General features: G+C 43.3%; 26 protein-coding genes and 1 pseudogene. 24 read left to right on the top strand and 3 right to left on the bottom strand.

Going from position 1 to position 26704, the window contains the following annotated elements; all coding sequences use genetic code 11:
* Window positions 1-315 precede the first annotated feature (315 nt).
* The 14 genes and pseudogenes from O3621_RS05775 to O3621_RS05710 all read left to right on the top strand — a co-directional run bounded on the left by O3621_RS05775 (window position 316) and on the right by O3621_RS05710 (window position 13940).
* The gene (locus O3621_RS05775) at window positions 316-1884 is read left to right on the top strand and encodes a 2-isopropylmalate synthase (protein WP_371513910.1); all 1569 of its coding nucleotides are present in this window, start codon (window positions 316-318) and stop codon (window positions 1882-1884) included.
* Between the two features lie 12 nt (window positions 1885-1896).
* Window positions 1897-2934: a 3-isopropylmalate dehydrogenase gene (gene leuB, locus O3621_RS05770; protein WP_371513908.1), complete on the top strand. Its 1038-nt coding sequence runs from the start codon at window positions 1897-1899 to the stop codon at window positions 2932-2934.
* A complete protein-coding gene (locus O3621_RS05765; protein WP_371513906.1) occupies window positions 2931-3197 on the top strand; it encodes a DUF1294 domain-containing protein in 267 nt (88 codons plus the stop codon). The genes leuB and O3621_RS05765 overlap by 4 nt, the downstream gene beginning before the upstream one ends.
* A gap of 1 nt (window position 3198) precedes the next feature.
* Window positions 3199-4581 carry a 3-isopropylmalate dehydratase large subunit gene (leuC, locus tag O3621_RS05760; protein WP_125341313.1) on the top strand — a complete coding sequence of 461 codons (1383 nt, stop codon included), beginning with the start codon at window positions 3199-3201 and terminating at the stop codon, window positions 4579-4581.
* Window positions 4582-4590: 9 nt separating this feature from the next.
* On the top strand, window positions 4591-5181 hold the full coding sequence (gene leuD / locus O3621_RS05755; protein WP_371513903.1) for a 3-isopropylmalate dehydratase small subunit: 591 nt from the start codon (window positions 4591-4593) through the stop codon (window positions 5179-5181).
* A gap of 99 nt (window positions 5182-5280) precedes the next feature.
* Entirely contained in the window at window positions 5281-6060 is a 780-nt protein-coding gene (locus O3621_RS05750; protein WP_002897734.1) for an L-threonylcarbamoyladenylate synthase, read from the top strand.
* A gap of 217 nt (window positions 6061-6277) precedes the next feature.
* Window positions 6278-8260 (top strand): McrB family protein, encoded by a 1983-nt coding sequence (locus O3621_RS05745; protein WP_371513901.1) that lies wholly within the window; start codon window positions 6278-6280, stop codon window positions 8258-8260.
* Entirely contained in the window at window positions 8247-9530 is a 1284-nt protein-coding gene (locus tag O3621_RS05740; protein ID WP_371513899.1) for an McrC family protein, read from the top strand. Before O3621_RS05745 ends, O3621_RS05740 begins: the two co-directional genes overlap by 14 nt.
* A gap of 111 nt (window positions 9531-9641) precedes the next feature.
* Window positions 9642-9725, top strand: a pseudogene (locus tag O3621_RS05735) (polyketide cyclase); the annotation flags it as partial.
* Between the two features lie 14 nt (window positions 9726-9739).
* Window positions 9740-10468, top strand: coding sequence for an ABC transporter ATP-binding protein (locus O3621_RS05730; RefSeq protein ID WP_371513897.1), 729 nt, complete (start codon window positions 9740-9742; stop codon window positions 10466-10468).
* A complete protein-coding gene (locus tag O3621_RS05725) occupies window positions 10461-11981 on the top strand; it encodes an ABC transporter permease/substrate-binding protein (RefSeq protein ID WP_371513895.1) in 1521 nt (506 codons plus the stop codon). Before O3621_RS05730 ends, O3621_RS05725 begins: the two co-directional genes overlap by 8 nt.
* A gap of 150 nt (window positions 11982-12131) precedes the next feature.
* Window positions 12132-12449, top strand: a complete 318-nt coding sequence (locus O3621_RS05720; protein ID WP_268688935.1) for a TfoX/Sxy family protein — start codon at window positions 12132-12134, stop codon at window positions 12447-12449.
* 91 nt (window positions 12450-12540) lie between these two features.
* Window positions 12541-13206, top strand: a complete 666-nt coding sequence (locus tag O3621_RS05715; protein ID WP_268688936.1) for a SatD family protein — start codon at window positions 12541-12543, stop codon at window positions 13204-13206.
* On the top strand, window positions 13203-13940 hold the full coding sequence (locus O3621_RS05710) for a DUF3307 domain-containing protein (protein ID WP_371513892.1): 738 nt from the start codon (window positions 13203-13205) through the stop codon (window positions 13938-13940). The genes O3621_RS05715 and O3621_RS05710 overlap by 4 nt, the downstream gene beginning before the upstream one ends.
* 61 nt (window positions 13941-14001) lie before the next feature.
* Here the strand turns inward: O3621_RS05710 and O3621_RS05705 are convergent, their stop codons facing one another.
* The gene (locus tag O3621_RS05705) at window positions 14002-14763 is read right to left on the bottom strand and encodes a DNA/RNA non-specific endonuclease (RefSeq protein WP_268688938.1); all 762 of its coding nucleotides are present in this window, start codon (window positions 14761-14763) and stop codon (window positions 14002-14004) included.
* Between the two features lie 193 nt (window positions 14764-14956).
* Here O3621_RS05705 and O3621_RS05700 point away from each other — a divergent pair, with 193 nt between their 5' ends.
* The 6 genes from O3621_RS05700 to O3621_RS05675 are packed head-to-tail and all read left to right on the top strand — an operon-like array spanning window position 14957 to window position 19623.
* Window positions 14957-15709, top strand: coding sequence for a methyltransferase domain-containing protein (locus O3621_RS05700; RefSeq protein WP_371513890.1), 753 nt, complete (start codon window positions 14957-14959; stop codon window positions 15707-15709).
* An 11-nt stretch (window positions 15710-15720) separates the two neighbouring features.
* The gene (locus O3621_RS05695; RefSeq protein ID WP_371513888.1) at window positions 15721-16344 is read left to right on the top strand and encodes a Type 1 glutamine amidotransferase-like domain-containing protein; all 624 of its coding nucleotides are present in this window, start codon (window positions 15721-15723) and stop codon (window positions 16342-16344) included.
* 18 nt (window positions 16345-16362) lie between these two features.
* Window positions 16363-17196, top strand: a complete 834-nt coding sequence (locus tag O3621_RS05690; RefSeq protein ID WP_371513886.1) for an alpha/beta fold hydrolase — start codon at window positions 16363-16365, stop codon at window positions 17194-17196.
* Window positions 17197-17225: 29 nt separating this feature from the next.
* Window positions 17226-17723: a GAF domain-containing protein gene (locus tag O3621_RS05685; protein WP_314450085.1), complete on the top strand. Its 498-nt coding sequence runs from the start codon at window positions 17226-17228 to the stop codon at window positions 17721-17723.
* Window positions 17723-19393: a DNA polymerase III subunit gamma/tau gene (gene dnaX / locus O3621_RS05680; RefSeq protein ID WP_314450082.1), complete on the top strand. Its 1671-nt coding sequence runs from the start codon at window positions 17723-17725 to the stop codon at window positions 19391-19393. The genes O3621_RS05685 and dnaX overlap by 1 nt, the downstream gene beginning before the upstream one ends.
* A 38-nt stretch (window positions 19394-19431) precedes the next feature.
* Window positions 19432-19623: a DUF3272 domain-containing protein gene (locus O3621_RS05675; RefSeq protein ID WP_002895701.1), complete on the top strand. Its 192-nt coding sequence runs from the start codon at window positions 19432-19434 to the stop codon at window positions 19621-19623.
* Between the two features lie 53 nt (window positions 19624-19676).
* On the opposite strand, the gene birA is transcribed toward O3621_RS05675, so the two are convergent.
* Together birA and O3621_RS05665 are read right to left on the bottom strand one after the other, a co-directional pair.
* The gene (birA, locus tag O3621_RS05670) at window positions 19677-20612 is read right to left on the bottom strand and encodes a bifunctional biotin--[acetyl-CoA-carboxylase] ligase/biotin operon repressor BirA (RefSeq protein ID WP_371513883.1); all 936 of its coding nucleotides are present in this window, start codon (window positions 20610-20612) and stop codon (window positions 19677-19679) included.
* A 16-nt stretch (window positions 20613-20628) separates the two neighbouring features.
* Complete coding sequence (locus O3621_RS05665; protein ID WP_009660534.1) at window positions 20629-21630, bottom strand: LacI family DNA-binding transcriptional regulator; 1002 nt, start codon at window positions 21628-21630, stop codon at window positions 20629-20631.
* A 205-nt stretch (window positions 21631-21835) separates the two neighbouring features.
* Between O3621_RS05665 and O3621_RS05660 the strand changes: the two genes are divergently transcribed.
* The 4 genes from O3621_RS05660 to O3621_RS05645 all read left to right on the top strand — a co-directional run bounded on the left by O3621_RS05660 (window position 21836) and on the right by O3621_RS05645 (window position 26701).
* On the top strand, window positions 21836-23014 hold the full coding sequence (locus O3621_RS05660; protein WP_009660339.1) for a galactokinase: 1179 nt from the start codon (window positions 21836-21838) through the stop codon (window positions 23012-23014).
* Between the two features lie 219 nt (window positions 23015-23233).
* Window positions 23234-24715 (top strand): UDP-glucose--hexose-1-phosphate uridylyltransferase, encoded by a 1482-nt coding sequence (galT, locus tag O3621_RS05655; protein WP_314450078.1) that lies wholly within the window; start codon window positions 23234-23236, stop codon window positions 24713-24715.
* A 45-nt stretch (window positions 24716-24760) separates the two neighbouring features.
* Window positions 24761-25762, top strand: a complete 1002-nt coding sequence (galE, locus tag O3621_RS05650) for a UDP-glucose 4-epimerase GalE (RefSeq protein WP_371513880.1) — start codon at window positions 24761-24763, stop codon at window positions 25760-25762.
* Between the two features lie 348 nt (window positions 25763-26110).
* Window positions 26111-26701: a CDP-archaeol synthase gene (locus O3621_RS05645; protein WP_009660392.1), complete on the top strand. Its 591-nt coding sequence runs from the start codon at window positions 26111-26113 to the stop codon at window positions 26699-26701.
* The last annotated feature ends 3 nt before the right edge of the window (window positions 26702-26704 follow it).

Below are 26704 nucleotides of genomic sequence, written 5' to 3'. Positions count from 1 at the left end.
CAACCCAATCTTCAAACTTTGCTTTGTTGTTGCGTTACTCGGGCTAGTGCAAAAGCATTAGTCCTGTTTGGCTTACCAAGCGGGAGTAAATCAACATCTCGCTTGTTCCTCAAGTGAGATGTTTTTTATTTCACCTATCTTACCTCAAGCTCTGATGAGGAAGAAATGGTTTCTAAAGGAGCGACGGGAGTGGGAATGCATCTTGATTTTTCTGAGATCAATTTGTCTCATACCGTCTCAGTCATTGAACACGACCTAGAAGTAGGGGAAGAGTTTTTCCTAAATGGTCTATGTATCTTAGAAAAGGAGTTGTCTATGACACGCAAAGTTGAGTTTTTTGATACCAGCCTCCGGGATGGCGAGCAGACACCAGGAGTGAATTTCTCTATCAAGGAAAAGGTGGCTATTGCCAAGCAGTTAGAGAAGTGGGGTATTTCAGTCATTGAAGCTGGTTTTCCTGCTGCGAGTCCAGATTCTTTTGCGGCGGTGCAGGAGATTGCTAAAGCCATCACAAAAGCTTCTGTTACTGGGCTGGCGCGTTCGGTCAAGTCCGATATTGATGCCTGCTATGAAGCGCTCAAGGATGCCAAGCATCCACAGATTCATGTTTTCATTGCGACCAGTCCCATTCACAGAGAGTTTAAGCTGAAAAAGTCTAAGGAAGAGATTTTAGAAGCGGTGAAAGAACATGTCTCCTACGCGCGCTCCAAGTTTGAGATAGTCGAGTTTTCACCAGAGGATGCGACAAGAACAGAGCTGGATTTCCTCTTTCAGGTGGTACAAACAGCAGTGGATGCAGGTGCGACTTATATCAATATTCCAGATACAGTCGGCTTTACTACTCCTGAAGAATTTGCAAATATTTTCGACTACCTAGTGGCAAATGTGACTTCTGATCATAAGGTTGTATTTGGTGTTCATTGCCATGATGACCTTGGCATGGCAACGGCCAATACTTTGACGGCTATCAAGCACGGTGCTGGTCGTGTTCAGGGAACTATCAATGGAATCGGTGAGCGGGCTGGAAATGTAGCATTGGAAGAAGTAGCAGTTGCATTGGAGATTCGTCAGGACTATTACCAGGTTGAGACAGACATCGTCCTTAATGAAACCATCAACACTTCAGAGCTGGTATCCCGCTTCTCAGGTATTCCAGTGCCTAAGAACAAGGCGGTTGTTGGTGGCAATGCCTTCTCTCATGAGTCCGGTATCCATCAGGATGGTGTCCTTAAGAATCCACTGACCTATGAAATCATCACACCTGAGCTGGTTGGGGTTAAGAGCAATTCACTGCCACTTGGCAAACTGTCTGGCCGACATGCCTTTGTCGAAAAACTCAAAGAACTGGCTCTGGACTTTGCAGAATCTGAAATTAATGATCTCTTTGCTAAGTTTAAGGTCTTGGCTGATAAGAAAAATGAAGTCACAGACGCTGATATTCGGGCTCTGATTGCCGGAACGACCGTCGAAAATCCTGAAGGCTTCCACTTTGATGATCTGCAGTTGACGACCAATGACGACCATACCATCACAGCGGATGTGCAGCTGGTTAATGGCGATGGTGAGACAATTAACTGTGTGGCAGAAGGCAAGGGAAGCGTCGAAGCCATCTTTAATGCCATTGACCAATTCTTTAACCAGTCTGTTCAGCTTTTGTCTTATAATATTGAAGCAGTGACGGATGGTATCGACTCCCAGGCTCGCGTCTTGGTAGCTGTTGAAAATACGGATACAGATACGATTTTCAACTCTTCTGGTATTGACTTTGATGTTCTTAAGGCCAGCGCCATTGCCTATATCCATGCCAACACCTTTGTGCAAAAGGAAAATGCTGGTGAAATCGGCCATCAGGTATCCTACCGCGATCTGCCTGCAAATAGTTAGAAGGAAGCGACTATGACAAAAGAAATTGTAGCACTGGCGGGTGACGGTATCGGTCCAGAAATCATGGAGGCCGGTCTCCAAGTACTGGCTGCTGTTGCGGGCAAGTTCGGCTTTACATACCATGTAACTGAGAAAGCTTTTGGGGGTGCTGGTATTGATGCGGAAGGTCATCCTCTGCCTCAGTCAACTCTAGAAGCAGCCAAGGAGGCAGATGCTATTCTTCTAGCAGCTATTGGCAGTCCCCAGTATGATGATGCCCCAGTTCGTCCGGAGCAAGGCTTGCTCGCTCTGCGGAAGGAGCTTGAACTCTATGCTAATATTCGGCCGGTTAAGATTTTTGATGCTCTTAAGCATTTGTCGCCTTTGAAGACAGAGCGTATTGCTGGCGTGGACTTCGTGGTCGTGCGCGAGCTGACTGGTGGGATTTACTTTGGTGAGCATATTTTGGAGGACAGAACTGCGCGTGATATTAACGACTACAGCTATGAAGAGGTGGAGCGGATTGTTCGGAAAGCTTTTGAGATTGCGCGTGGTCGCAGAAAGCGCGTGACCAGTATCGACAAGCAAAATGTGTTAGCAACATCCAAACTCTGGCGCAGAGTGGCAGATGAAGTGTCCAAGGATTATCCAGATGTGACCTTGGAGCATCAACTGGTGGACAGCGCTGCTATGCTCATGATTACTAATCCTGCTAAGTTTGACGTTGTAGTAACGGAAAATCTCTTCGGGGATATTCTCTCGGACGAGTCCAGTGTCTTGTCAGGGACGCTGGGAGTTATGCCATCGGCCAGTCATTCGGCAGCTGGACCAAGTCTTTACGAGCCTATCCATGGTTCTGCTCCAGATATTGCAGGGCAAGGCATTGCCAACCCTATCAGTATGATCCTTTCTGTAGCTATGATGTTGCGGGATAGTTTTGCAGAGCTTGAAGCTGCAGAAGCGATTGAAGTAGCGGTTGAGAAGACTTTGGCTCAGGGGATTCTAACGCGAGATTTGGGTGGTCAGGCAGGGACAGCTCAAATGACGGAGGCAATTATTAAGAACCTATGAAATGGATATTAACAAGTATTTGCCTGCTATGGAACCTTGTCGTTTTCCTGCTTTATAGCTGGGATAAGCGAAAGGCTAAGAAAAATCACTATCGCATTCCAGAGAAGACTTTGCTGCTGTCAGCATTGGCAGCCGGAGGTTTGGGCGCTTTATTAGGCGGTCGCCTCTTTCATCACAAGACCAGAAAATGGTATTTCTGGCTGGCTTGGATTTGTGGAATAATAGTGGAAATCGGAATTTTATATTACATATGGAGAAGCTAGTATGGCTGGAAAATCGATTTTTGATAAGCTGTGGGAAAGGCATCTGATAACTGGTGAAGAAGGTCAGCCCCAGCTTATGTATGTGGATCAGCATTATATTCATGAAGTAACCAGCCCTCAGGCTTTTCAAGGTCTTCGAGATGCAGGGCGCAAAGTTAGACGGCCGGATTTGACCTTTGGAACCTTTGATCATAATGTTCCTACGGTCAATATCTATGATATTAGGGATGTGATTTCCAAAGCTCAGATTGATAAACTTTCTGAGAATGTCAAGGATTTTGGCATCGAGCATGCGGCTCACGGATCGGAACTGCAGGGAATTGTTCATATGGTTGGACCCGAAACGGGCAAGACTCAGCCAGGCAAATTTATCGTCTGCGGTGACAGTCACACGGCCACTCACGGAGCCTTTGGAGCTATTGCTTTTGGAATCGGTACTTCGGAGGTGGAACACGTTTTTGCCACGCAGACCATTTGGCAGGTCAAGCCTAAGAAAATGTTGGTCAAATTTACCGGAGTGCCACCTAAAGGTGTCTATTCCAAGGACTTTATCCTCGCTCTGATTGCCCGATATGGTGTGGCTGCGGGTGTTGGTCATGTGGTCGAGTATGCTGGGGATGCGATTGACCATCTGACCATGGAAGAACGCATGACTATCTGCAATATGTCCATTGAGTTTGGCTCTAAGATGGGCATTATGAATCCTGACCAGAAGACCTATGATTACGTTCAAGGTCGGCCGGGAGCTCCCAAGGACTTTGAGGCAGCAGTAGCTGATTGGAAGACTCTGGTCAGTGATCCTGATGCTGTCTATGATAAGGTCATTGAGATTGATGTCTCCCAGCTGGCACCTATGGTGACTTGGGGAACCAATCCTTCTATGGGAGTAGAGTTTGGCGCGGCTTTCCCAGAAATTCGCGATATGAACGATGAGCGGGCTTACAATTACATGGACCTCTCACCGGGTAAGAAAGCAGAAGATATTGACCTAGGTTATATCTTTATCGGCTCCTGTACCAATGCTAGACTCAGCGATTTGCAGCTGGCAGCTAAGTTTGTTGCTGGCAAGCATATCGCTCCCAATCTGACAGCTATCGTCGTACCAGGCTCTCGTCCGGTCAAGCGGGCTGCTGAAAAGATGGGACTGGATAAAATTTTCATGGATGCAGGCTTTGAGTGGCGTGATCCGGGTTGCTCCATGTGTCTGGGAATGAATCCAGACAAGGTGCCAGACGGAGTCCACTGTGCCTCAACCAGCAATCGGAACTTTGAGGATCGTCAGGGATTTGGCGCTAAGACCCATCTTTGCAGTCCTGCTATGGCAGCAGCAGCAGCTATTGCCGGGCACTTCGTAGACGTCCGCCAGCTACCGGAGGTCCAGTAAGGAAGGTTTATGGAAAAATTTACAATCTACACGGGGACAACGGTTCCCCTCATGAACGATAATATTGACACGGACCAAATTTTGCCCAAGCAGTTTCTCAAGTTGATTGATAAAAAAGGCTTTGGCAAGTACCTCATGTACGCATGGCGCTATCTGGACAATCAGTACACCGAAGATTCTGATTTCGTCTTTAATAGACCAGAGTACCGTAAGGCGACTATTCTGATTACAGGGGACAATTTCGGAGCGGGTTCCTCTCGGGAGCACGCTGCCTGGGCCTTGGCTGACTATGGCTTCAAGGTAGTCATTGCTGGATCTTTTGGCGATATTCACTACAATAACGAGCTTAATAACGGTATGCTGCCTATCGTCCAGCCTCTTGAAGTGCGGCAAGCCTTGGCTAATCTGAAGCCAACGGATCAAGTGACAGTGGATTTGGAGCAGCAGAAGATCTTTTCACCGGTGGGAGAATTCTCCTTTGACATTGATGGTGAATGGAAGCATAAGCTCCTCAACGGCCTGGATGACATTGGCATTACGCTGCAGTATGAGGATTTGATTGCAGAATATGAAAAAAATCGTCCATCTTATTGGCAGTAACCTTATTTTTGCTATATTGAGAAAATTCTGAAAAAACCTTGTCTCCGATAAAAATATATGGTAAAATAAATCTTAATTTAATAGAAAAGGAAGAAACTTATGACAAAACACATTCAATGGAACGGACAGCTTTCACAAGAAGGTTATGACATCCTGAAAGGCGATGGCGGCTGTATCGTTTGCCCGACCAAGGTGGGTTACATCATCATGACTAGCGATAAGGCTGGCTTGGAGCGTAAGTTCGAAGCTAAGGCTCGTAACCGTAATAAGCCAGGTGTTGTCCTCTGTGGCAGTATGGATGAGCTCCGTGCTTTGGCTCAGCTAAATCCGGAAATTGAAGCTTTTTATCAAAAGCATTGGGATGAAGACATCCTCTTGGGCTGTATCCTTCCATGGAAGCCAGAAGCTTTTGAAAAGCTCAAAGCCTTTGGCGACGGTCGGGAAGAGCTGATGACTGATGTTCGTGGCACTAGCTGTTTTGTTATTAAGTTTGGTAAGGCGGGCGAGCAGCTGGCAGCTAAGCTTTGGGAAGAAGGCAAGATGGTTTATGCTTCTTCAGCCAACCCATCTGGTAAAGGAAATCGTGGCAAGGTAGAAGGAATTGGCGAGCGCATTGAAAATGCTGTTGATTTGGTCATTGAAGCAGATGACTATGTAGCCTCTATCCAGCCAGACAAGACCATTGAAACGCGCTACGAGCAAGGTGTTATGGTCTCCATGGTGGACAAGGATGGAAAACTGATTCCAGAACAAGGTGGGCAACGTTCCATCTCACCAGCACCAGTGGTCATCCGCAAAGGCTTGGACATCGACAAAATCATGATGCACCTGTCCGATACTTTCAACTCATGGGATTACCGTCAGGGTGAATATTACTAAGATAAAAAGAAGCTCAGTGTGGGAGAGGTATTTCCTCATTACACTGGGTTTTTTGGTTTATAATTTCTTTTATTTTTCCTATAATCATGCTATAATATATAAGATTATATATTAATAGGATATAAAGGAGGGCTAACTTATAAAAAAGTATTTATATGTCACGATTAGATGAATGATTATATGACTATAAAGATGAAGAAAGGGAGATAAAGTTTAAATGATAAAAAAAGCAGATTTTTTAGAAAGAATAAAAGCAGAGTTTCCAGATGCGGTTGAAAATAGAACAAAAAGCTATATTTCTTTTCAGGTTGAGAATCAGAAAGGAAAATTACAAAACTTCATTGAGGTTAGTTTTCAGAGTAAAAGAATAAAAATTGCTATTTTATCAAAAAGTCTTCAAGAATCAGATGTTTTTTTATTTGATAAGAAACCAGATTCGTTTGGATGGACGCTTGATGCTGAGTATATTATTGATAGTGATGACTCATTGAATGAGGTTTTACCTTTTATAGACAAATCGTATGAGTTTGTAAAAGGAGGGACGGATATAGAGTGTTACACAGCTTTCAGAGAATTTTTATCAAAATTTGTTAATCAAGCAAATCTCTATAATTCAAAAGATATTAGGATTAAACGTTCTCAGAAGTTTGATGGTGCTAAGGCTATCTATCCTGCGGTTATTATTGATAATATTCCATACAAAGTTGAAATGCTTAACACAGGTCATTTTGGTCCAAAGAGTGGTAATGGATATATTAAATCACCTTACTTTGGTTATCGGCTGAGTGACATTGATAACTCATGGATAAATATAAGATGTGGTTTCCAAAGTTTTGAACTTACAGAATTTAAAATAGTAAAATGGTATAGTGATAATCGAGATGAAGAATTAGGTCATAAATACTTTGTTAAAGATTTAGAGTTGGAATCAACTGGTAAACCTAGCGATACTTTAAAAGAGTTTTATGACTATTTTACTAGTTTTTATAGAGAATTAAAAAAGAAAGATATAAATATGTTAGAAAATATTAACAAATATAAAAATGTTTTACTTTCATCCAAAAACTTCATCCTCCGTGGTGCGCCTGGTACTGGGAAGACTTATCTTGCCAGACAAATTGCCAATGAGTTGACTGGAGGAAATGAGGAACAAATCGATTTTGTTCAATTCCATCCCTCTTATGACTATACAGATTTTGTAGAGGGGTTGCGACCTGTTTCTAATGATAATAGCCAGATAAGTTTTGAGTTACAAGATGGAATTTTTAAGAAGTTTTGTCAGAAGGCTAGAGACGCTCAGAAGACTGGAGGACAAGATAATTTTGAAGAGACTTGGACTAAGCTAACCGATGCTATCAATGAGAAACAGGGGCAATATTTGTTCCCTCGTAGTTCGGTTCCAGCCAGTTTAAACAGTCAAGGGAATGTGAAGTTTGATTCTCCCGTTGCCACCAAAGAAAAAGTATATCTTTTATATAAGGGTGAGGAGACTAAGTTAAAGTACGAAACTTATCAAAAAATTGTTTTGGATCACATGAAAGAAAGTTATGGATTATCTGATTATGTATCCCCAACGATTGACACAGACAAGAACTTCGTCTTCATCATCGATGAAATCAATCGTGGTGAGATTTCTAAGATTTTTGGTGAACTTTTTTTCTCCATTGATCCGGGCTATCGTGGTAAGGATGGAGAGGTTTCGACCCAATATGCTAATTTACATGAAACTAATGAGAAGTTTTATATTCCTGAAAATGTCTATATCATCGGAACAATGAATGATATTGACCGCTCGGTAGATACTTTTGATTTTGCCATGCGCCGTCGTTTCCGTTTTGTAGAAATCACGGCTGAAAGTCAGCTGGGAATGCTTGATGAACCTCTTGGAGATGGAGCTGAAGAAGCGAAAATTCGTCTAAGAAACTTGAATGCTGCTATAGAAAAAGTAGAAGAGCTCAATAGTCATTACCATGTTGGACCAAGTTATTTCCTTAAGTTGCAGGAAGTAGATTTTGATTATGAATTGCTCTGGTCTGATTATATTAAACCGCTCCTAGAAGACTACTTGCGTGGTTCTTATGATGAGGTTGAAACTTTGGAAACTTTAAAAAAGGCATTTGATCAGACAAGCATTGAACAAAGAAATCAGTCAATAACGGGTTACAATGAAGGCGATGGAAATGACGATGCGGATAACTGATAATCAGCAACTGATAAAAAAAGAGGATTTTGTTGAAATCTACCCCAAAATTAGTCAGGTACTTTTAGATAGAACTTTAGAAAGTCTTTCTCAAGAGGATGGTATTTTCATTTTTCCAAATGACTTGAAAAATACTTCTGACTTGGACAAGGAACAGAAAATTTTTGAAACTGTAAATCAGAACATTAAGACAGGAAATGTGATTGGTTTTCTGGGTTACGGTCTGGAGAGATTAACGCTTTCCTCTCGTTTTTCAAATGCTAATAACGACTATTTTTTACATTATCTCTTGCAGAAGGTCCTCAATATCAATCTCACTAATTTGGATGTTGGTTTATCTAGCGAAGATAAACTCTATCAATTATTGGTTTACCTCTTCCCAAAATATCTGCAAGCGGCTTTGAGAAAAGGACTTTATAAGCAATACCAGAGTTTTTTCCATAATGATAGCCATGTAAAGGGAGCGATTGATGTAGGAAATCATCTTAAGAAAAATGTTCCTTTTATGGGAAATATTTCCTATACTACTAGAGAATTTACTTATGATAATCCATTGATGCAGCTGATTCGACACACCATTGAGTATATTAAGAATCAGAAAATAATTGGAAGTGGAGTATTTGATGCTAATCGTGAAAATGTAACAGAAATTATCCGTGTAACTCCGTCTTATAAACTAGCCGATCGTGTTAAGATTATTAGGCTGAATCAAACTAAACCCATCCGTCATGCCTTTTTTCGAGAATATAGAAAATTACAGGAACTCTGTCTGTTTATTCTGAGTAGAGAAAAGCACGGTTTAGGATTTCAAGAGCAAAAAATACACGGTGTTCTCTTTAATGTTGCTTGGCTTTGGGAAGAGTATGTCCAGACATTATTGCCAGAAGGTTTTATCCATCCACGAAATAAAGAAAAGACGGATGGCATTTCTGTATTTAGAAGTCATGTTCGAAATATTTATCCAGACTTCTATCATAAAGATTTAAAAATCGTACTAGATGCTAAATATAAAAAGCTAGAATTTACTGAAAAAGGAATCAATCGTGAGGATTTATATCAACTGATTTCCTATACATACATTTTAGAAGCTAAAACAGCCGGTCTTATTTTCCCAAGTGTGGAGAAGGTTGTTGATAACGACATAGGTAAATTATCAGGTTACGGTGCACTCTTGAAAAAGTGGTCCATTCTTATTCCTCAAGAAGCTGAAAATTATGACCATTTTGTTCAACAGATACATCAATCGGAAACAATAAATTTTAGATTTTAAAGCAGGTTGAACCTGCTTTTTTCTTTACCCAGTTTAAAATTATTTCCAAATAGAACAAAATTCTTGATAGTTGAAATCACAAATGTTACAATGGAACCGTTCTTTTTGGATGATAATGGATTGATTGTGGAGCATTGGGATAATAAAGAAGTCATGCCTAAGGTAGAAGACTTGACCAATCGAGGGAAGTTTTAAAAGGAGGACAAACAATGATTGAATACAAGAATGTAGCGCTACGCTATACAGAAAAGGATGTCTTGAGAGATGTCAACTTACGGATTGAGGATGGTGAATTTATGGTTTTAGTGGGTCCTTCTGGGTCCGGTAAGACAACCATGCTCAAGATGATCAACCGTCTCTTGGAACCTACAGATGGCGATATTTACATGGATGGCAAGCGCATCAAAGACTATGATGAGCGTGAGCTGCGCCTTTCTACAGGCTATGTCTTACAAGCGATTGCTCTCTTTCCAAATCTAACGGTGGTAGAAAATATTGCTCTCATTCCTGAAATGAAAGGATGGAGCAAAGCAGATATTCAGCAGAAGACCGATGAATTGCTGGAGCTAGTGGGCTTGCCTGCTGATGACTATGCTCAGCGTATGCCGAGTGAGCTGTCTGGTGGTGAGCAGCAGCGGGTGGGCATTGTCCGTGCCATTATCGCCCAACCCAAAATCCTGCTGATGGACGAGCCTTTTTCAGCTCTTGATGCCATCTCGCGTAAGCAATTGCAAGGCTTGACCAAGAGTATCCATGACCAGTTTGGGATGACAACAATCTTTGTGACCCATGACACGGATGAGGCCTTGAAATTGGGCAATCGGATTGCTGTTCTGCAGGACGGGGAGATTCGTCAAGTGGCGACACCTGAGGAAATCTTATCTGCACCTGCGACAAGCTTCGTAGCAGATTTGTTTGGAGGTGTTCAACATGACTAATTTGTTTTCTACCTTTCAGGATCGCTTTGGCGAATGGTTGGCAGCCTTAGGGCAACACCTCCAGCTGTCTCTTCTGACTTTACTAGTGGCCATATTCCTGACCATTCCACTCGCTATCTATCTTCATAGTCACAAAAAAGCAGCCAATTGGGTGCTGCAAATTGCAGGAATCTTTCAAACCATTCCTTCAATGGCCTTGCTGGGACTCTTTATCCCTCTTATGGGGATTGGTACACTGCCGGCACTGACTGCCCTGGTGATTTACGCTATTTTCCCGATTTTAGAAAATACCGTCACGGCTTTGAATGGGATTGATCCTAGTTTAGAAGAAGCTGGAATCGCCTTTGGGATGACCAAGTGGGAACGACTCAAAAAGTTTGAACTGCCTCTAGCTATGCCCGTCATTGTATCAGGAGTTCGGACGGCAACAGTTATGATTATCGGGACGGCAACTCTAGCAGCCCTTGTCGGAGCTGGTGGACTAGGTTCTTTTATCCTTCTAGGAATTGATCGTCGCAATGCCAGTCTAATCTTGATTGGAGCAATTTCATCTGCAGTTTTGGCCATTCTTTTCAACAGTCTCCTTAAATGGATGGAAAAGGCTAAGCTTCGGACGGTCTTTGCAGCATTTGCAGTCTTAATACTCGGACTTGGCGCTTCTTATACGCCAAGTTTGCTACCGAAACAGGAGAAGGATCATCTGGTTATTGCTGGGAAATTGGGTCCAGAGCCAGAAATTCTTATGAATATGTATAAGCTCCTCATCGAGGAAAATACGGATATGACTGTGACGGTCAAGCCAAACTTTGGTAAAACCGACTTCCTTTATCAAGCACTAAAAAAAGGTGATATAGATATCTATCCTGAGTTCACCGGTACGATTACTGGAACTCTCTTGCAGCCTGCTCCAAAGGTCAGCACTGATGCTGAAGAAGTTTTTGAAGCAGCACGTGATGGAATCAAAAAACAGGACAATCTAGTCTTGCTCAATCACATGGCCTATCAGAATACCTATGCGGTTGCAGTTCCAAAGGCTATTGCCAAAGAATATAATCTTAAAACGATTTCTGATCTCAAGGCAGTCCAAGACAAGCTCAAGGCAGGCTTTACCTTGGAATTTAACGACCGTGAAGATGGAAACAAGGGACTCCAGTCTGTCTATGGACTGAACCTCAATGTATCAACTATGGAGCCAGCCCTTCGCTATGATGCGATTCAATCAGGCGATATCCAGATTATGGAAGTCTACTCAACTGACCCTGAAATTGAGCGCTATCAACTTCAGATTTTAGAAGATGATAAGCATCTTTTCCCTCCTTATCAAGGGGCACCTCTCCTGAAGGCTGAATTGCTAGAAAAACACCCTGAGTTGGAAGGTATTCTCAATAAGCTGGCTGGTAAAATTACGGAAAGCCAGATGAGCCAGATGAATTATCAAGTTGGCATCGAAGGCAAAAAAGCCGAAGCTGTTGCGCGTGACTATCTGGTCAAGGAAGGACTTTTAAAAAAATAATAAGTAAAAGAGTTAGACTTGTAAGGTCTAGCTTTTTTGCTTACTTGAGGATAGACAGACTAAGGATGGAAGGAGATGTGTTTATCTCTTAGTTAGGTAATCTTCATTCATTTTTGGTATAATAAAGTAACAATTTATGGAGGTGTTCCGATGGCATCTAGTCAAGAATATTTTGATTTTATTCTGGAGCAACTGCAGGGCTTAGGGCAAGAAATTAGCTTTCGCAAGATGATGGGAGAGTATTTGCTTTATTATCGGGGGCGCTTATTCGGCGGGATTTATGACAATCGCCTGATGGTCAAGCCGGTCCAGCCAGCTCTGGATTTTTTTGAAAATCCGATTTATGAGTCCCCTTATCCAGGCGCAAAGCCAATGCTTCATATAAAAGAAGTAGAAGATGCTGCCTTTCTCTGTAGTCTGATTGAGGCTGTCTATCCTGCCTTACCAGCACCTAAAAAGAAAAAATAGTCTTTCCTTTACAATAGATATTATAAAAAATTTCCGTTTAAATAGACATTTTTAAAATTTTCCTTTATAATGGACTTAAAGGAGGTTTGGTATGCTTTATATTGCTCTTATTGGAGATTTAATAGAATCCAAACAGCTGAAAAATCGCAAGCAGGCTCAGAAGGACCTGCAGGACATGATGGCGGTGCTAAATCAGGATTATCGGGATTATCTGGTGTCACCTTTCACGGTAACGACTGGAGATGAGTTTCAGGCTTTGCTACGGCCTAATCCAGAGATCATGCAGCTCCTTGATCAGATTGCCTTGGGCTTTCCTCACCCAATTCGCTTCGGGCTTGGCCTGGGGGATATTGTGACGGATATCAATCGGGAGCAGAGTATTGGTGCCGACGGTCCGGCCTACTGGAGGGCACGCGCAGCCATTGAGGCTATTCACGAGAAGAACGACTACGGTAGCAGCCGTATAGCTGTATCCTTGGGAGATGAAGAGCTCAGTCAGGCGGTCAATACGGTGCTGGCAGCTACTTCATTTATCCAGAGCAAGTGGAACACCAGTCAGAGAGAAGTTCTGGAGCGGATGCTCATGGAATATATCTATGATGAGAATTTTTCTCATGGGGAAATAGCAGAGCTGCTGCAGATTAGTCCCAGTGCGCTTAGTAAGCGGCTCAAGTCGTCTGGTCTGAAGATCTATCTGAGAAATCGCCGTTTAGCTATGAGAATGATTCTACAGGCAGCAAAGGAGGCTGAAGAATGACAAATTTTATGGGATTTTCAGAATTTTTCATGCAGAATCCGATTCTTGTATTGACTTTGCTGGCTCATGTGCTAGCTGATTTTCAGCTCCAAAGTCAGAAAATGGCCGACCTTAAAAGCCGGCGGATGAATTTCTTAATTCTCCACTTGGGAATTGTTCTATTGCCCTTGTTGCTCTTGGGTCTCATCTTACCTAATTATCTGCTATATTTCGCCTTGGTCTGGCTCAGTCATGCGCTTATTGACTTCTTGAAGAATAGGTTGAATTCATCGATTGTCCGGCATCATGCTCAAAAGTCAGCCTTTTTACTGGATCAGATCTTGCATCTGATTAGCATTTTTGCTCTTTATTTTCTCTTAGGACAGCAGCAAATTCCAGCTCCTAATTGGCTGTCTGAGCGCTACCTCATGCTGCAGGCTCTCTTTTTCTTCGCCCTTACTGGTAAGCCGATTAATATCCTCTTTAAACTCTTCTTCAGCAAGTATCAGGCGGGGGAAGACAGTGGAGAGACTATTGCGGGGGCTGGTGCCATGATTGGGATTTTGGAGCGCTTGATTATGGGACTTTCTCTTATTTTCGGGCAGTTTACTGCGATTGGGCTAGTCTTCACGGCTAAGTCTATCGCCCGCTACAATAAGATTTCAGAAAGCCAGTCCTTTGCTGAATACTACCTGATTGGCTCGCTTTTCAGTATGATTGCAGTCCTGCTGGTTTACGGCTGTCTGTATTGGTAAAAATAAATAAAAAACAGATCATCATAACGATGGTCTGTTTGTATGTTCTTATCTATTAATTCTACTCAATCATGGTATTGACAGCAGTGCCTGTTTGGTAGTCAATCACTGCATTTGGAGAAACATTGTCCAAGAGGACATGAGACATTCCGTCTTCATCTATGGTTTCCTTGCCCCCTAGCTGAATGCTGACAACATTGCCTTCTGCATCAAGCCCGACATACTGGAGCTCAATCTTGCGAGGGAGAAGCTCATTGTCCGTGTAAATCGGAGTAACCTTGTAATCCAGCCAATAATCTGGATTCTCCTCTAACCAGCGCTCCAAGCGATGTTCATAATAGAGCATGCTATCTGGATTATTGTCGTCCAGTCCTTGGAAACTGCCAGAGTTGAGCCAAGCGGTCATCGGAACGAGGTTTTTCCCTTCATTGTTGAGGCCGCTGAAAGTGAAGCCAATCAGGTGAGCGCGATTCATGAGCCAAGCCCGATCATCTCCATTACCGTAGTAAAATTTGTAATTGTGCCAACCGATGGGATTGTAAGTGACCTTGGTCTCCTTTTTCTTTTTAGCTTTGTGTTGCTCCTGCATTTGGACATGAGCAGCAGTAGCCCGACCGTATTTGTCCTTTTTCCCAAGCTTTAGCTGATACTCTCCATTCAACTCCAGAGTGCCGACAGCTGTTTCATCGCTGTGGTTAAGCAGCTGGACCTTAATCTGGTTCTTCTGATTCGCAGCGACATTCTCTGCAGGAAGAGCCTGTGAAAGTAACAACAAAGAGCCGGCTGACAGGACAAGCCAAGTGCCAAACCTAAACTTTTTCATAAAGAACTCCTTTTAAATAATATATCTCCGACATCATTCTACTAAAAAATAGATTGTTTGACAACTAAAACTTTTCAAAAATATTACAAAAATAAATATCTGTTCAATAAGTGCAAGGTTTGACTAGGATGTGTATTTTTTCTATAATCGTAACTAGAGAAAACGCTTGTATAAATTACCTAAGGAGGTGCTTATGAGTCCATCTTTAGAGGAAATGTCACTTGAGGAGCTGTGGCAGCTTTTTCCTATTTTTCTGAGAGAGCATCAGACTGAGTGGAAAGACTGGTATGAGGAGGAGAGGCTTCGGCTTTTGAGTTTTTTGCCTGCAAAACAGCTGGTTCGGATTAGCCATATTGGCTCAACATCGGTAGAGACCATCTGGGCCAAGCCTATAGTGGATATCTTGCTGGAAATTCCTAAAGCGGCAGATATGGTAGTAATGAGAGACTTGCTGCTGCAAAATGGTTATCTGCTTATGTCAGAAAGCCAAGGTAGGAAGGGATTTCATGCTATTTTGGATGTTGGAGTTGGAAATGGAGCATCCTCGAAGTATTTGAAAATGCACTTTCCTGATAGCCAAGTTTTGGGGATTGATATTTCAACTACAGCCATCAAATCAGCTGAAGAATTGTCTGAGCTTGGCCTATCTTTCGAGGTGAAAAATATTGAGAAAACAAATCTTCCTGTTGAGGAATTTGATTTGATTACAGCCTTTCAGACGCATTTTCATTGGTCGGATTTAACTCAGGCATTCACAGAACTTAAACGGATACTAAAGCCAGATGGAACCATTCTATTGGCATGTGAATGGAGTAAATTAGCTTATTACCAACCAGACTTTAGAAAGCAAGAAAAACTTGGAAACTATTTGACAGACTTGGATTTATATCTCATCTATAGTCAAAGAAAGGAGCAATGGATTCTTTATAAAATCATGAAAAAATAAGGAGGTATACTATGAAACAATTATTTTTATGTTCATATTTTGCGGGAGTCAAGAACTTGTTCAGACAATATGCATCTGAAAAGCAATTGGGCAAACATGTGCTTTTTATTCCGACGGCTGGAAATGTAGAAGAGTACAGAGGTTATATTGACGAAGCCCTGCAGACATTTGCAGATTTGGGATTTCAAGTAGAAATTTTAGATATTTCAGCTTGTGATAGAGAGACAGCTCAGGCCAAAATTTTCCAAAGCAAACTCCTCTATGTCTCTGGCGGCAATACTTTTTACCTTCTGCAAGCACTAAAGAAAAAGCAGCTTCTGTCCTTGATAAAAGAGCAGATTGCGGATGGCATGGTTTATGTGGGCGAATCTGCTGGCGCTGTTATCACTGCTGAGGATATTGACTACATCAGACTTATGGACGATAAGGAAGTAGCAGGGGAAATGTCTGATACGGTGGCGTTACATGAGACAGATTTTTATCTCCCGCCTCATGTTGGCGAAGAACCCTTTGCTGAAAGTGCTCAGGCAATCCTAAATACTTATGGAGACAAGCTTAATTTGCTGCCCCTTAATAATCGCCAAGCAGTGCTGGTGGAGGATGAGGAAGTGAAGGTTTTGGTGGAAAATAAATAAGAATGCGAGTGTTGAACTTTGATTGAAAAAATATATGAAACACCAAGTGGAGTCATTCACTATTGGACAAATGATATGGATGCATCAGCGAAAAGTGCTCTAATCTTTTTACCTGGGCTAACCGCTGACCATAGGTTATTTGAAAAACAAATAGAATATTTTAAAGGTACATATAGAGTCTTGGTTTGGGACGCACCTGGACACGCTTCATCTTATCCATTCCGTCTCGATTTTACTTTATTTGATTTAGCAAGTTGGCTAGATAGAATATTTGTCAAAGAGAGAATAAAAAATCCAATAGTAATTGGTCAGTCAATGGGAGGATATGTAGGACAGGTTTATGCTCAACTTTTTCCTGAGAAATTAAAAGGCCTTGTTACGATTGATTCACCTTCCCTGCAAAGGAACTATTATACAGCTATGGAGTTGTGGCTCTTAAAAAATATGGAGGCAATTTATAGAATCTATCCATGGAAATCTCTTTTGAAATCAGGCCCTCAAAGCGTATCAACAACGGACTATGGAAGAAAATTGATGTATGATATGATGATGGTTTATGATGGCGATCAAGAAAGGTATGCTCGTCTTGCGGGATACGGATATAAGATATTTTCAGAAGCAGTAGAGAAGAGGCTATCTTATAAAGTAAAATGTCCACAATTGGTTATATGTGGAAAAGAAGATCGTGCAGGGTCTTGCAGACGATATTTGAAGGCCTATGAAAGAAATACTGGAAAGTCTGTTCAATGGATTGATAAGGCGGGACATAATTCTAATACCGACCAACCCGATATTGTAAATAGACTGATTGATGAATTTTTGAATAACAAAATTAAAGAAAAGCTTGGTTGAAAGACCGGCTTTTTGATATAATAGACTCTATGAACATAAAAGAAAAAATTTCAAATTATCAACTTTTACTGGCTCAGTTGGAAGCCTTGTTGGAGGGTGAGACCAATGCTTTAGCCAATCTTTCCAATGCTAGTGCCCTGCTTAATCAAGCTCTGCCCAATTCGGTTTTTACTGGTTTCTATCTTTTTGATGGGAAGGAGCTGATTTTGGGGCCTTTTCAGGGCGGTGTTTCCTGTGTCCATATTGCGCTAGGCAAGGGTGTCTGTGGGGAATCTGCGGAGAAAGATCAGACGATTATCGTAGATGATGTGACCCAGCATGCCAACTATATCTCCTGTGATAGCCGGGCTAAGAGCGAAATTGTGGTACCCATGGTCAAAGATGGCCAACTGCTTGGAGTGCTGGATTTGGACTCAGCCTTGACGGGTGATTATGATAAGGTAGATCAGGAATACCTGGAAAAGTTCGTCCAGATTTTGCTTGAAAAAACGACTTGGAATTTTGAAATGTTTGGAGAAAAAGCCTAATGTATCAAGCTTTATATCGAAAGTACCGCAGTCAGACCTTTGGTCAGCTGGTGGGTCAGCAGGTGGTAGCCACTACTCTGCGGCAGGCTGTTGAGCAAGGGAAAATCAGCCATGCCTATCTCTTTTCTGGCCCGCGTGGAACAGGAAAAACCAGTGTTGCCAAGATTTTTGCTAAGGCTATGAACTGTCCTAATCAAAAAGACGGTGAGCCCTGCAATGACTGCTATATCTGTCAGGCTATCACTGAGGGGAGCCTTGAAGACGTTATCGAAATCGACGCTGCTTCAAATAATGGGGTAGATGAGATTCGTGATATTCGGGACAAGTCTACTTATGCGCCCAGCCTAGCCAAGCACAAGGTCTATATCATTGACGAGGTGCATATGCTCTCAACTGGGGCTTTTAACGCCTTGCTCAAGACCTTGGAAGAGCCAACAGAAAATGTGGTTTTTATCCTAGCAACGACAGAGCTGCATAAGATTCCAGCGACCATTCTTTCCCGCGTCCAGCGTTTTGAGTTTAAGTCTATCAAGACTCAGGACATTATTGGTCATATCGAGTGGATTTTGGAGCAGGAAGGGATTGATTTTGAGCAAGAAGGTGTGCAGATTATTGCCCGTCGAGCTGAGGGCGGTATGCGGGACGCTTTGTCTATCCTCGATCAGGCTCTCAGCTTAACCCAAGAAAATCGTTTGACCACAGACATAGCTGAAGAAATCACTGGCTCTATCAGTTTGGGAGCCTTGGATGCCTATGTAGCAGCCTTGATTGCTCATGATGCAGTAGCAGCCTTGGATAATCTCAATCTGATTTTTGATAGCGGCAAAAACATGGCCCGTTTTGTGACGGACCTCCTGCAATACCTGCGTGACTTGATTATTGTCAAAACTGGCGGAGAAAATCATCATACCAGTGAGCTCTTTCTAGAAAATCTCAAGACGCCGCAGGACACTCTCTTTACCATGATTGATATGGCGACCAAGAGTCTGGCAGACATTAAGAATAGCCTGCAGCCTAAGATTTATACAGAAATGATGACCATTCGACTGGCAGAGACTAGTAGTCTTCCTACAGAGACAGTTATTCCAGATAATCTAGCTGATGAACTTAAGGGATTGAGACAAGAGATTGATAGTCTTAAGCAGCAGCTGTCTAATGGTAATGGGAAACCTGCAGCAGCTGTCAAAACTTCGGATATTCGTCCGCAGAAGTCCAAGGGTTACCGAGCAGATCGTAATAAGGTTAATGCCATCTTAGAAGAGGCTGTTGACAATCCTAGCCTGGCTCGCAGCAATCTGACCAAGCTGCAGAATGCTTGGGGTGAGATTATCGAAAGTCTGGCTGGAGCTGATAAGGCCTTGCTGGCAGGCTCGCAGCCAGTGGCAGCCAATGAAAGCCATGCTATCTTAGCTTTTGAGTCTAATTTTAACGCTGAGCAGACCATGAAGCGGGACAATCTCAATACCATGTTTGGTAATATCCTCAGCAATGCAGCTGGATTTTCACCAGAGATTTTGGCTATTTCCTTAGAAGAATGGACCAAGATTCGGGCGGATTTTTCGGCTCGCAGCCGCAATGGTAAGGCAGAGGTTGAAGAGAAGGAAGAGGAAAGCTTGATTCCAGAGGGATTTGACTTTTTAGCAGAAAAAATTACCATTCAAGAGGACTAAAAAAAGATTTTTCTAGGTTTTCGTGTTATAATAAATCTATGAACAGACGACAATTTATTGTAATGGCTGTTTTTACGGCCTTAGAAACCTATTTTTTCAATGAATCCATCATGGCGGGGCGCTATTTCATGGCTGCTTTCTGGGCAGTTTTGGTACTGCGCAATCTGCAGATTTCCTATGTCATGGGGCGGATTGTGGATGAAATCGATAAACATTTAGGACCGAAATAATGAAAACAGGACTGAGTCATTAGAACTCAGTCCTTTTGAATTGAATTTTTTAATTACCAACTGGTCAGCGAGACTTCGCCGCTGTTGAGCAAGATTTCCTGACCATTTGTCAGCTGAACTAAGAGTTGTCCGCTGTCTGAGATGTCCTTGGATAGACCTTGGTAGTCCACGCCTTTTTGGCTAAAGGTCACTTGTCGTCCTAGCACCAAGGAGCGCTGCTTGTAGAGGTAGATGAGCTCTTCTGGGTCACTTTCGTAGAAGCATTTCCAAATCTCGGCAATGAGCTCATTGCGACTAATGGCTGGTTTCTCTTTAAAGAGGGAGCCGGCTTTTTCTTTGATGTCGGCTGGAAAGTCTGTTATGAAAAAATTAAAGCCAACACCGATGATGACATCGGTGACGAGACCCGTCTCGATAGAAGTTGTAGCCTCGGTCAAGATGCCGGAAATTTTTTTGTTTCGATAGTAAATGTCATTAACCCACTTGATATCAATCTCCATGAGGGTTAGATTTTTCACCGCCTTGTAGATAGCTCCCGCGGTCAAGATAGTATAGGAGGGGAGCTGGTCGAAGGGGAGGTCGGGCTTGAGGTGGAGAGACATGTAAAAGCCGCCTTGACTGGGGCAAAAGAAGGCACGACCGAAGCGGCCACGGCCTGCGGATTGAGCTGCAGCCAGATAGAGAGTGTTGGCCGGGCGTCCGGCCTCCATGCCAGCCTTGGCATCCATCTGAGTGGATTGGCAGTCAGTATTGAAGGAGACCTGAACAGGTGAGTGTGTCTCAATCCAATCAGGAATCAATAGGTCACCCGCTGTCAGTCGATAGCCCCGGTTCTTGACGGATTCGATTTGGATGCCTTCTTTCTCCAATTTTTGAATAGCCTTCCAAATGGAAGTTCGGGAAATGCCCAATTCTTGAGCTATTTTTTCACCGTTCACATAGTCGTCAGCCTGGCTGAGGATGTCAAAGATTTTTTCGTAGGTTTTCATAGGCGTTCTTTCTAGCTTAATGGCTGCTTTCTCTTAGTGTCAGCTTGGTAGAGAGCTTAATCATGTAAGGGATGGGGCTTTCGTCTGTTTTGATGAATTGGTCCAGCATCTGCAGAGCTTGCTTACCCATTTCCTCTGTAAAGACTGTCACAGTGCTGAGAGGCGGATAGACGTATTTGGCGATGGATGTATCATTAAAGGAAATAATCTGGACATCCTGGGGAACAGCTGTTCCTGCTTCCTGAAGAGCACGGAGGGCACCGACAGCCAGAGCATCGCTGGCTATGAAGAATGCTTTGGGCATCTGCTCTTTTTGCTGGTCAATTAAGTCTTTCATCAGCTGGTAGCCCGACTCTGAGGAAAACTTTCCTATCTTGACATAGGCCGGCTGATAAAGACATTTGTCACTAAGGTAACGGCAGAAGCAGGCCAAGCGCGGATCGTCAAGACTTGTCGTCCCGTCTGAAGTCTCTTCACGTCCAGCAATCATTCCGATTCCTCGAATGCCCTGCTCAAGAAAATGGTCGAGAACATGAGTAACGGCATGCTCAAAGTCCGTTGTCACACAGCTGTGACCTTGGTTGAGCGTATCGCTATCAACGAAAACCAGGGCAGGACTGTATTGCTCCAGCTCCTTGACTTGCTTGCTGCTGAATTTTCCGATGGCAATGATGCCGTCAATCTGTTCTAGCTGGCTCAGAGAGTCGTTGTTGAAAATCCGTACGATATCATAGCCCAGTTCCCGTGCTTTCTTTTCAATGCCTAAGCGGATGGAGTAGTAGTAAAGATCATCCAGCTCTTCCAGCTCGGTGTACCATTCCACGATAGCAATGCGATGGGTTTGAGGTGAAGTCTTTTTCTGCCTTTTGCTTTTTTTGTAGTTGAGCTGTTCAGCGATATCGAAAATCTTTTTACGCGTCTCATCGCTGACAGACATGGACTTGTCATAGTTCAAAACCCGCGAAACAGTTGCGGGAGAAACACCAGCAGTCTGGGCGATATCTTTGATAGTAGCCATTTGATTTGGTCCTTTTTAATTTACTGTCTACATAAATTATAACTCAAAAATTAGTAAATAACAAAGAAGAATTTAGTAAATATTATTGCGGTAATTTGTTAACTAAAATTTTACTAAATTTATTGAAGTTTTACTCGGAAACAGTTATAATAAAATTAAGAAAACGATTACAATATCGATCATTCATTTTAAAGGAGTTTAGCTTATGTCAAACCTAATTTCAACGGAGCAAATCCGTGCAGATTTTGCCAAAGTTTTTGGAGTAGAAGCGGATCACACATTCTTTTCACCCGGTCGGATCAATCTGATTGGTGAGCATACCGACTACAATGGCGGCCATGTCTTTCCTGCAGCTATTTCCCTAGGAACTTATGGAGCGGCTCGCAAGCGGGACGATCAGCTCTTGCGATTCTTCTCAGGGAATTTTGAAGAAAAAGGGATTATTGAAATGCCATTGGAAAAACTGCACTTTGAGCCTGAGCATAACTGGACCAACTATCCAAAAGGAGTTTTGTATTTTCTGCAGGAGGCGGGTCATAAGATTGACCGAGGAATGGATATCTATGTTTATGGAAATATTCCCAACGGATCGGGCTTGTCTTCTTCTGCATCTCTAGAGCTCTTGACGGGTGTTATTGCTGAGAAGCTCTTTGATTTGAACTTGGAACGTTTGGATCTAGTGAAAATCGGTAAATTAACTGAGAATGAATTTATCGGAGTTAATTCTGGCATTATGGACCAGTTCGCTATTGGAATGGGAGCTGACCAGCGGGCTATTTACCTTGACACCAATACTCTTGAATATGACTTGGTGCCGCTTGATCTCCAGGACAATGTCGTAGTGATTATGAATACCAATAAGCGACGTGAGTTGGCGGACTCTAAGTACAATGAGCGTCGGGCGGAGTGTGAAAAAGCTGTTGAGGAACTTAACCGCAAGCTGTCTATCTCTACCTTGGGTGAGTTGGACGAGTGGTCCTTTGACGAGTATAGCTATCTGATTGAGGACGAGAATCGTCTCAAACGGGCTCGCCATGCTGTTTTGGAAAATCAACGGACCTTGCAAGCACGGGCAGCTTTGCAGGCAGGTGATCTTGACAAATTCGGCCGTCTCATGAATGCGTCCCATGTTTCTTTAGAGCATGACTATGAAGTGACTGGTCTAGAGCTGGACACCTTGGTTCACACGGCCTGGGAGCAAGAAGGTGTTCTGGGGGCTCGTATGACTGGAGCAGGCTTTGGTGGCTGCGCCATTGCTTTAGTTCATAAGGATGTGGTGGAATTTTTCAAAGAAAATGTTGGCCGCAAGTATCAAGAGGTTGTTGGCTATGCCCCTAGCTTTTACATTGCAGAAGTAGCTGGCGGAAGCCGAGTGCTGGACTAATTCACAGAAAAGGAACTTGGGTCTGGGACAAAAGTCCTAGCCTCTCAATTGTCTTTGGATTGTCGAGCAAGACGCAGTGGTTAAGTGGGCTCTATTACGCTGATTTTATCAGCTTTTACAGCCCTAATCAACTGTGCGGAGGTGGGACGACGAAATCGAATTCTAACGAATTACCGATTTCTGTCCAACTCTCTTTACTAGCAAAAGAAAGGAAGATCTATGTCCAAGAAGTTACTGACTGCTTTTGTATCTGCAGTGATTGACAATAGTACTTTTGAAGAAATGGACACCATCTATCTGAGCAATCGTGTCATGGCTCTAGTTGGAGAGACAGTGGCAGAGCAGGAGACTGAGGCTGAGCAGCTAATTGACCTTAAGGATGACTTGGTAGCTGTGGCTGTGAAGAATGGGAAGATTGGTGATACTCTGGCTGAGCAGGATATACTGGGATCTGAGCTCATGAACTTAATCACGCCAGCCCCTAGCCAGCTCAATCGGGACTTCTGGACTTCTTATGCCTCAAGTCCCGAGCAAGCTGTGGCTGATTTTTACCAGCTTAGTCAAAAGAATGACTATATCAAGGTCAAGGCTATTGCTAAAAACATTGCTTTCAAATCGCCAACTGAATATGGAGATTTGGAAATTACCATTAATCTCTCTAAGCCAGAAAAGGATCCCAAGGAAATTGCGGCAGCTAAAAAGGCTAAGAATAGTAATTATCCAGCCTGCCAGCTCTGCATGGAAAATGAAGGCTACCAAGGCCGCTTGGACCACCCAGCCAGAGCCAATCATCGGATTATCCGCTTTGACTTAGCTGGACAGGAGTGGGGTTTTCAGTATTCGCCCTATGCCTACTTTAATGAGCATTGTATCTTTCTGCACAGTCAACACCTTCCTATGGATATCAGTCGGCTGACCTTTGAGCGCCTGCTGGACATCGTCGAGACCTTTCCAGGTTATTTCGCAGGATCCAACGCCGACCTGCCTATTGTCGGTGGCTCCATCCTGACCCACGACCACTATCAGGGCGGACGTCATATCTTCCCTATGGAAATAGCAGAGCTGGATTGCAGCTTTACTTTTAGCGGATTTGAAGAGGTAGAGGCGGGTATTGTCAAGTGGCCCATGTCCGTCATTCGTCTGAGGTCTGAGAAGAAGGAATTGTTGATTGAGTTGGCTGACAAGATCTTGCAAGCTTGGCGAACTTATTCTGACCCAAGTGTGCAGGTGTTAGCAGAGTCTGAGGGTGAGTCACATCACACTATCACACCGATTGCCCGCAGAAAAGATGGACGTTTTGAGCTAGACCTAGTCTTGCGGGACAATCAAACTTCCCCAGAACATCCGGACGGCATTTACCATCCTCATAGGGATGTGCAGCACATTAAGAAAGAAAATATCGGTCTGATTGAGGTTATGGGACTGGCTATTTTGCCGCCTCGGCTCAAGGAAGAACTCAAGCAGGTGGAACTTTTCTTGCTGGGAGAAGACTGTCAGGTTGCGGCCTATCATCAGGAGTGGGCCAATCAACTCAAAGACCAGAATCCAGATGTTACCGCTGAGACAGTGGAAGGAGTAGTTCAGGCCTCGGTTGGACAAATTTTCAGCCGAGTACTGGAAGATGCGGGAGTTTACAAGCGAACGGAGGAGGGTCAGGAGGCTTTCATGCGCTTCGTCCAATCCGTTGGCATCCAGCCCTAGGAAATGTGTTATAATGAATCTAGCGTAACAGGGAAAGGAAGTTTTATGGCAATTTTAGTATTAGGTGGGGCTGGCTATATCGGCTCGCACATGGTAGACCGTCTGGTAGCGGCAGGCAAGGAAGACGTAGTCGTCGTTGATAATTTGGTAACTGGCCATCGGGCAGCCGTCCATCCGCAAGCGGTCTTTTATGAGGGGGATTTGGCGGATAAGGACTTTATGCGTGATGTCTTTGCCAAACATCCATCTATCGATGCAGTCATTCACTTTGCTGCTTTTTCACTGGTGGCAGAGTCTATGGTGGATCCGCTCAAGTATTTTGACAATAACACAGCAGGCATGGTTTCTCTTTTGGAGGTCATGCAGGAATGCGGCGTTAAAAATATTGTTTTTTCTTCGACAGCGGCGACTTATGGCATTCCTGAGGAAGTTCCGATTCTGGAAACGACTCCGCAAAAGCCAATTAATCCTTATGGTGAGAGCAAACTCATGATGGAGACCATTATGCGCTGGGCAGACCAGGCCTATGGTATCAAGTTTGTAGCTCTGCGTTATTTCAATGTGGCTGGTGCCAAACCTGACGGTTCAATCGGAGAGGACCACGGGCCTGAAACCCATCTCCTGCCCATTGTGCTTCAGGTGGCTCAGGGCAAACGTGAGAAGATTGCCGTCTTTGGAGACGATTACGATACTACAGACGGGACCAATGTCCGTGATTATGTCCATCCTTTCGACTTGGCTGACGCCCATATTCTGGCTGTTGAGCATCTGCGTGCGGGACAGCCTTCAGATGCCTTTAACCTTGGCTCTTCGACTGGTTTTTCCAACTTGCAGATTGTAGAAGCAGCCCGAAAGGTGACCGGCCATCCTATTCCTTTGGAAATAGCAGAGCGGCGCCCAGGGGATCCGGATACGCTGATTGCTTCCTCTGAGAAAGCAAGAAAAATTCTGAGCTGGCAGCCGAAATTTGACAATATCGAAAGCATTATCGAAACTGCTTGGAAATGGCATTCCAGTCATCCAAATGGCTATGATGATAGAGGATAAACTGACAAACCAGCTAGAAAGGCTGGTTTTTTACTTTGAATCAGAAATCCCTTCTTTACAAATTTTTAAAAGCCTTTTATAATAAAAGGAAGATTGATTGACATATTATCTGTAATCTTGTTTATTTGCTACTAATTATTAGTATATTTTAAAAATCATGGTAGTTACAGTGCAAGGAGAAATAAGAGTGTAGAATAGCGAATTTTTTGAACCACTATCAGATGAGACAGATGTTGACAGTTTGTTGTGTAAGGGCTTTAGAGACTTATGATATAATGAATTCATAAAAGTTTGAGAAGTCTCTTAATCTTTTCAAGCTGATTTTCATAAAAAGAATAGGAAATAAGTATGCACTCGATTCTTGCCTTATATATCACCCTGATGCCGGTCATTCTGGCTGGAGTTCTGAATATGATATTTTGCAGGTCTTCACTGCTAGAGGCGGCTTATCGACCAATGGATGCTGGGCTGATTTTAAAGGATGGGAAGAGGCTTTTTGGGGCTAACAAGACCTGGAAAGGTTTCTTTGGCATGATTGTCTGGGGAGCTTTGGCGCAGATCTTTTGGGGATTGCTCTTAAAGGGTATTCCCACTCTAGAGACGCTGCACTTGGTCTATGCTTTCTACGAAAATACCGTCCTGTTTAATCTGGTGCTTGGAGCTCTTTTGGGGCTGGCCTATGTTTTGTTTGAGCTGCCCAATAGCTTTATCAAGCGTCGTTTGGAAATCAGAGAGGGCAAGACGGCGGAGAATGGCTGGAAATGGACCTTTATCTGGATAGACCAGATTGATTCCTTGATTGGCTGTATCATTTTCTTGCTTTTCTATATTCCTCTGTCCTGGCAGCAGATGCTGGGCATTCTAATACTAGGGGCGGGCACGCATCTAGGAGTCAATCGTCTGCTCTACTGGGCTAAACTTAGAAAAAATCGTATGTAAGAT

The sequence above is a fragment of the Streptococcus sp. 20925_1_22 genome (genome assembly GCF_041431685.1).
Classification (GTDB): Bacteria; Bacillota; Bacilli; order Lactobacillales; family Streptococcaceae; genus Streptococcus.
This window is presented reverse-complemented; position numbering and strand designations above follow the sequence as displayed.

Excerpts from the sequence above, each read along its gene's own strand:
- O3621_RS05695 (WP_371513888.1), top strand. The coding sequence starts at position 15,721 with ATGAAACAATTATTTTTATGTTCATATTTTGCGGGAGTCAAGAACTTG.
- leuB (WP_371513908.1), top strand. The coding sequence starts at position 1,897 with ATGACAAAAGAAATTGTAGCACTGGCGGGTGACGGTATCGGTCCAGAA.
- O3621_RS05710 (WP_371513892.1), top strand. The coding sequence starts at position 13,203 with ATGACAAATTTTATGGGATTTTCAGAATTTTTCATGCAGAATCCGATT.
- galT (WP_314450078.1), top strand. The coding sequence starts at position 23,234 with ATGTCCAAGAAGTTACTGACTGCTTTTGTATCTGCAGTGATTGACAAT.
- O3621_RS05730 (WP_371513897.1), top strand. The coding sequence starts at position 9,740 with ATGATTGAATACAAGAATGTAGCGCTACGCTATACAGAAAAGGATGTC.
- O3621_RS05745 (WP_371513901.1), top strand. The coding sequence starts at position 6,278 with ATGATAAAAAAAGCAGATTTTTTAGAAAGAATAAAAGCAGAGTTTCCA.
- O3621_RS05700 (WP_371513890.1), top strand. The coding sequence starts at position 14,957 with ATGAGTCCATCTTTAGAGGAAATGTCACTTGAGGAGCTGTGGCAGCTT.
- O3621_RS05645 (WP_009660392.1), top strand. The coding sequence starts at position 26,111 with ATGCACTCGATTCTTGCCTTATATATCACCCTGATGCCGGTCATTCTG.
- O3621_RS05675 (WP_002895701.1), top strand. The coding sequence starts at position 19,432 with ATGAACAGACGACAATTTATTGTAATGGCTGTTTTTACGGCCTTAGAA.
- leuD (WP_371513903.1), top strand. The coding sequence starts at position 4,591 with ATGGAAAAATTTACAATCTACACGGGGACAACGGTTCCCCTCATGAAC.
- dnaX (WP_314450082.1), top strand. The coding sequence starts at position 17,723 with ATGTATCAAGCTTTATATCGAAAGTACCGCAGTCAGACCTTTGGTCAG.
- O3621_RS05665 (WP_009660534.1), bottom strand. The coding sequence starts at position 21,630 with ATGGCTACTATCAAAGATATCGCCCAGACTGCTGGTGTTTCTCCCGCA.
- O3621_RS05740 (WP_371513899.1), top strand. The coding sequence starts at position 8,247 with ATGCGGATAACTGATAATCAGCAACTGATAAAAAAAGAGGATTTTGTT.
- galE (WP_371513880.1), top strand. The coding sequence starts at position 24,761 with ATGGCAATTTTAGTATTAGGTGGGGCTGGCTATATCGGCTCGCACATG.
- O3621_RS05765 (WP_371513906.1), top strand. The coding sequence starts at position 2,931 with ATGAAATGGATATTAACAAGTATTTGCCTGCTATGGAACCTTGTCGTT.
- O3621_RS05685 (WP_314450085.1), top strand. The coding sequence starts at position 17,226 with ATGAACATAAAAGAAAAAATTTCAAATTATCAACTTTTACTGGCTCAG.
- O3621_RS05775 (WP_371513910.1), top strand. The coding sequence starts at position 316 with ATGACACGCAAAGTTGAGTTTTTTGATACCAGCCTCCGGGATGGCGAG.
- O3621_RS05720 (WP_268688935.1), top strand. The coding sequence starts at position 12,132 with ATGGCATCTAGTCAAGAATATTTTGATTTTATTCTGGAGCAACTGCAG.
- O3621_RS05725 (WP_371513895.1), top strand. The coding sequence starts at position 10,461 with ATGACTAATTTGTTTTCTACCTTTCAGGATCGCTTTGGCGAATGGTTG.
- birA (WP_371513883.1), bottom strand. The coding sequence starts at position 20,612 with ATGAAAACCTACGAAAAAATCTTTGACATCCTCAGCCAGGCTGACGAC.
- O3621_RS05705 (WP_268688938.1), bottom strand. The coding sequence starts at position 14,763 with ATGAAAAAGTTTAGGTTTGGCACTTGGCTTGTCCTGTCAGCCGGCTCT.
- O3621_RS05660 (WP_009660339.1), top strand. The coding sequence starts at position 21,836 with ATGTCAAACCTAATTTCAACGGAGCAAATCCGTGCAGATTTTGCCAAA.
- leuC (WP_125341313.1), top strand. The coding sequence starts at position 3,199 with ATGGCTGGAAAATCGATTTTTGATAAGCTGTGGGAAAGGCATCTGATA.
- O3621_RS05715 (WP_268688936.1), top strand. The coding sequence starts at position 12,541 with ATGCTTTATATTGCTCTTATTGGAGATTTAATAGAATCCAAACAGCTG.
- O3621_RS05750 (WP_002897734.1), top strand. The coding sequence starts at position 5,281 with ATGACAAAACACATTCAATGGAACGGACAGCTTTCACAAGAAGGTTAT.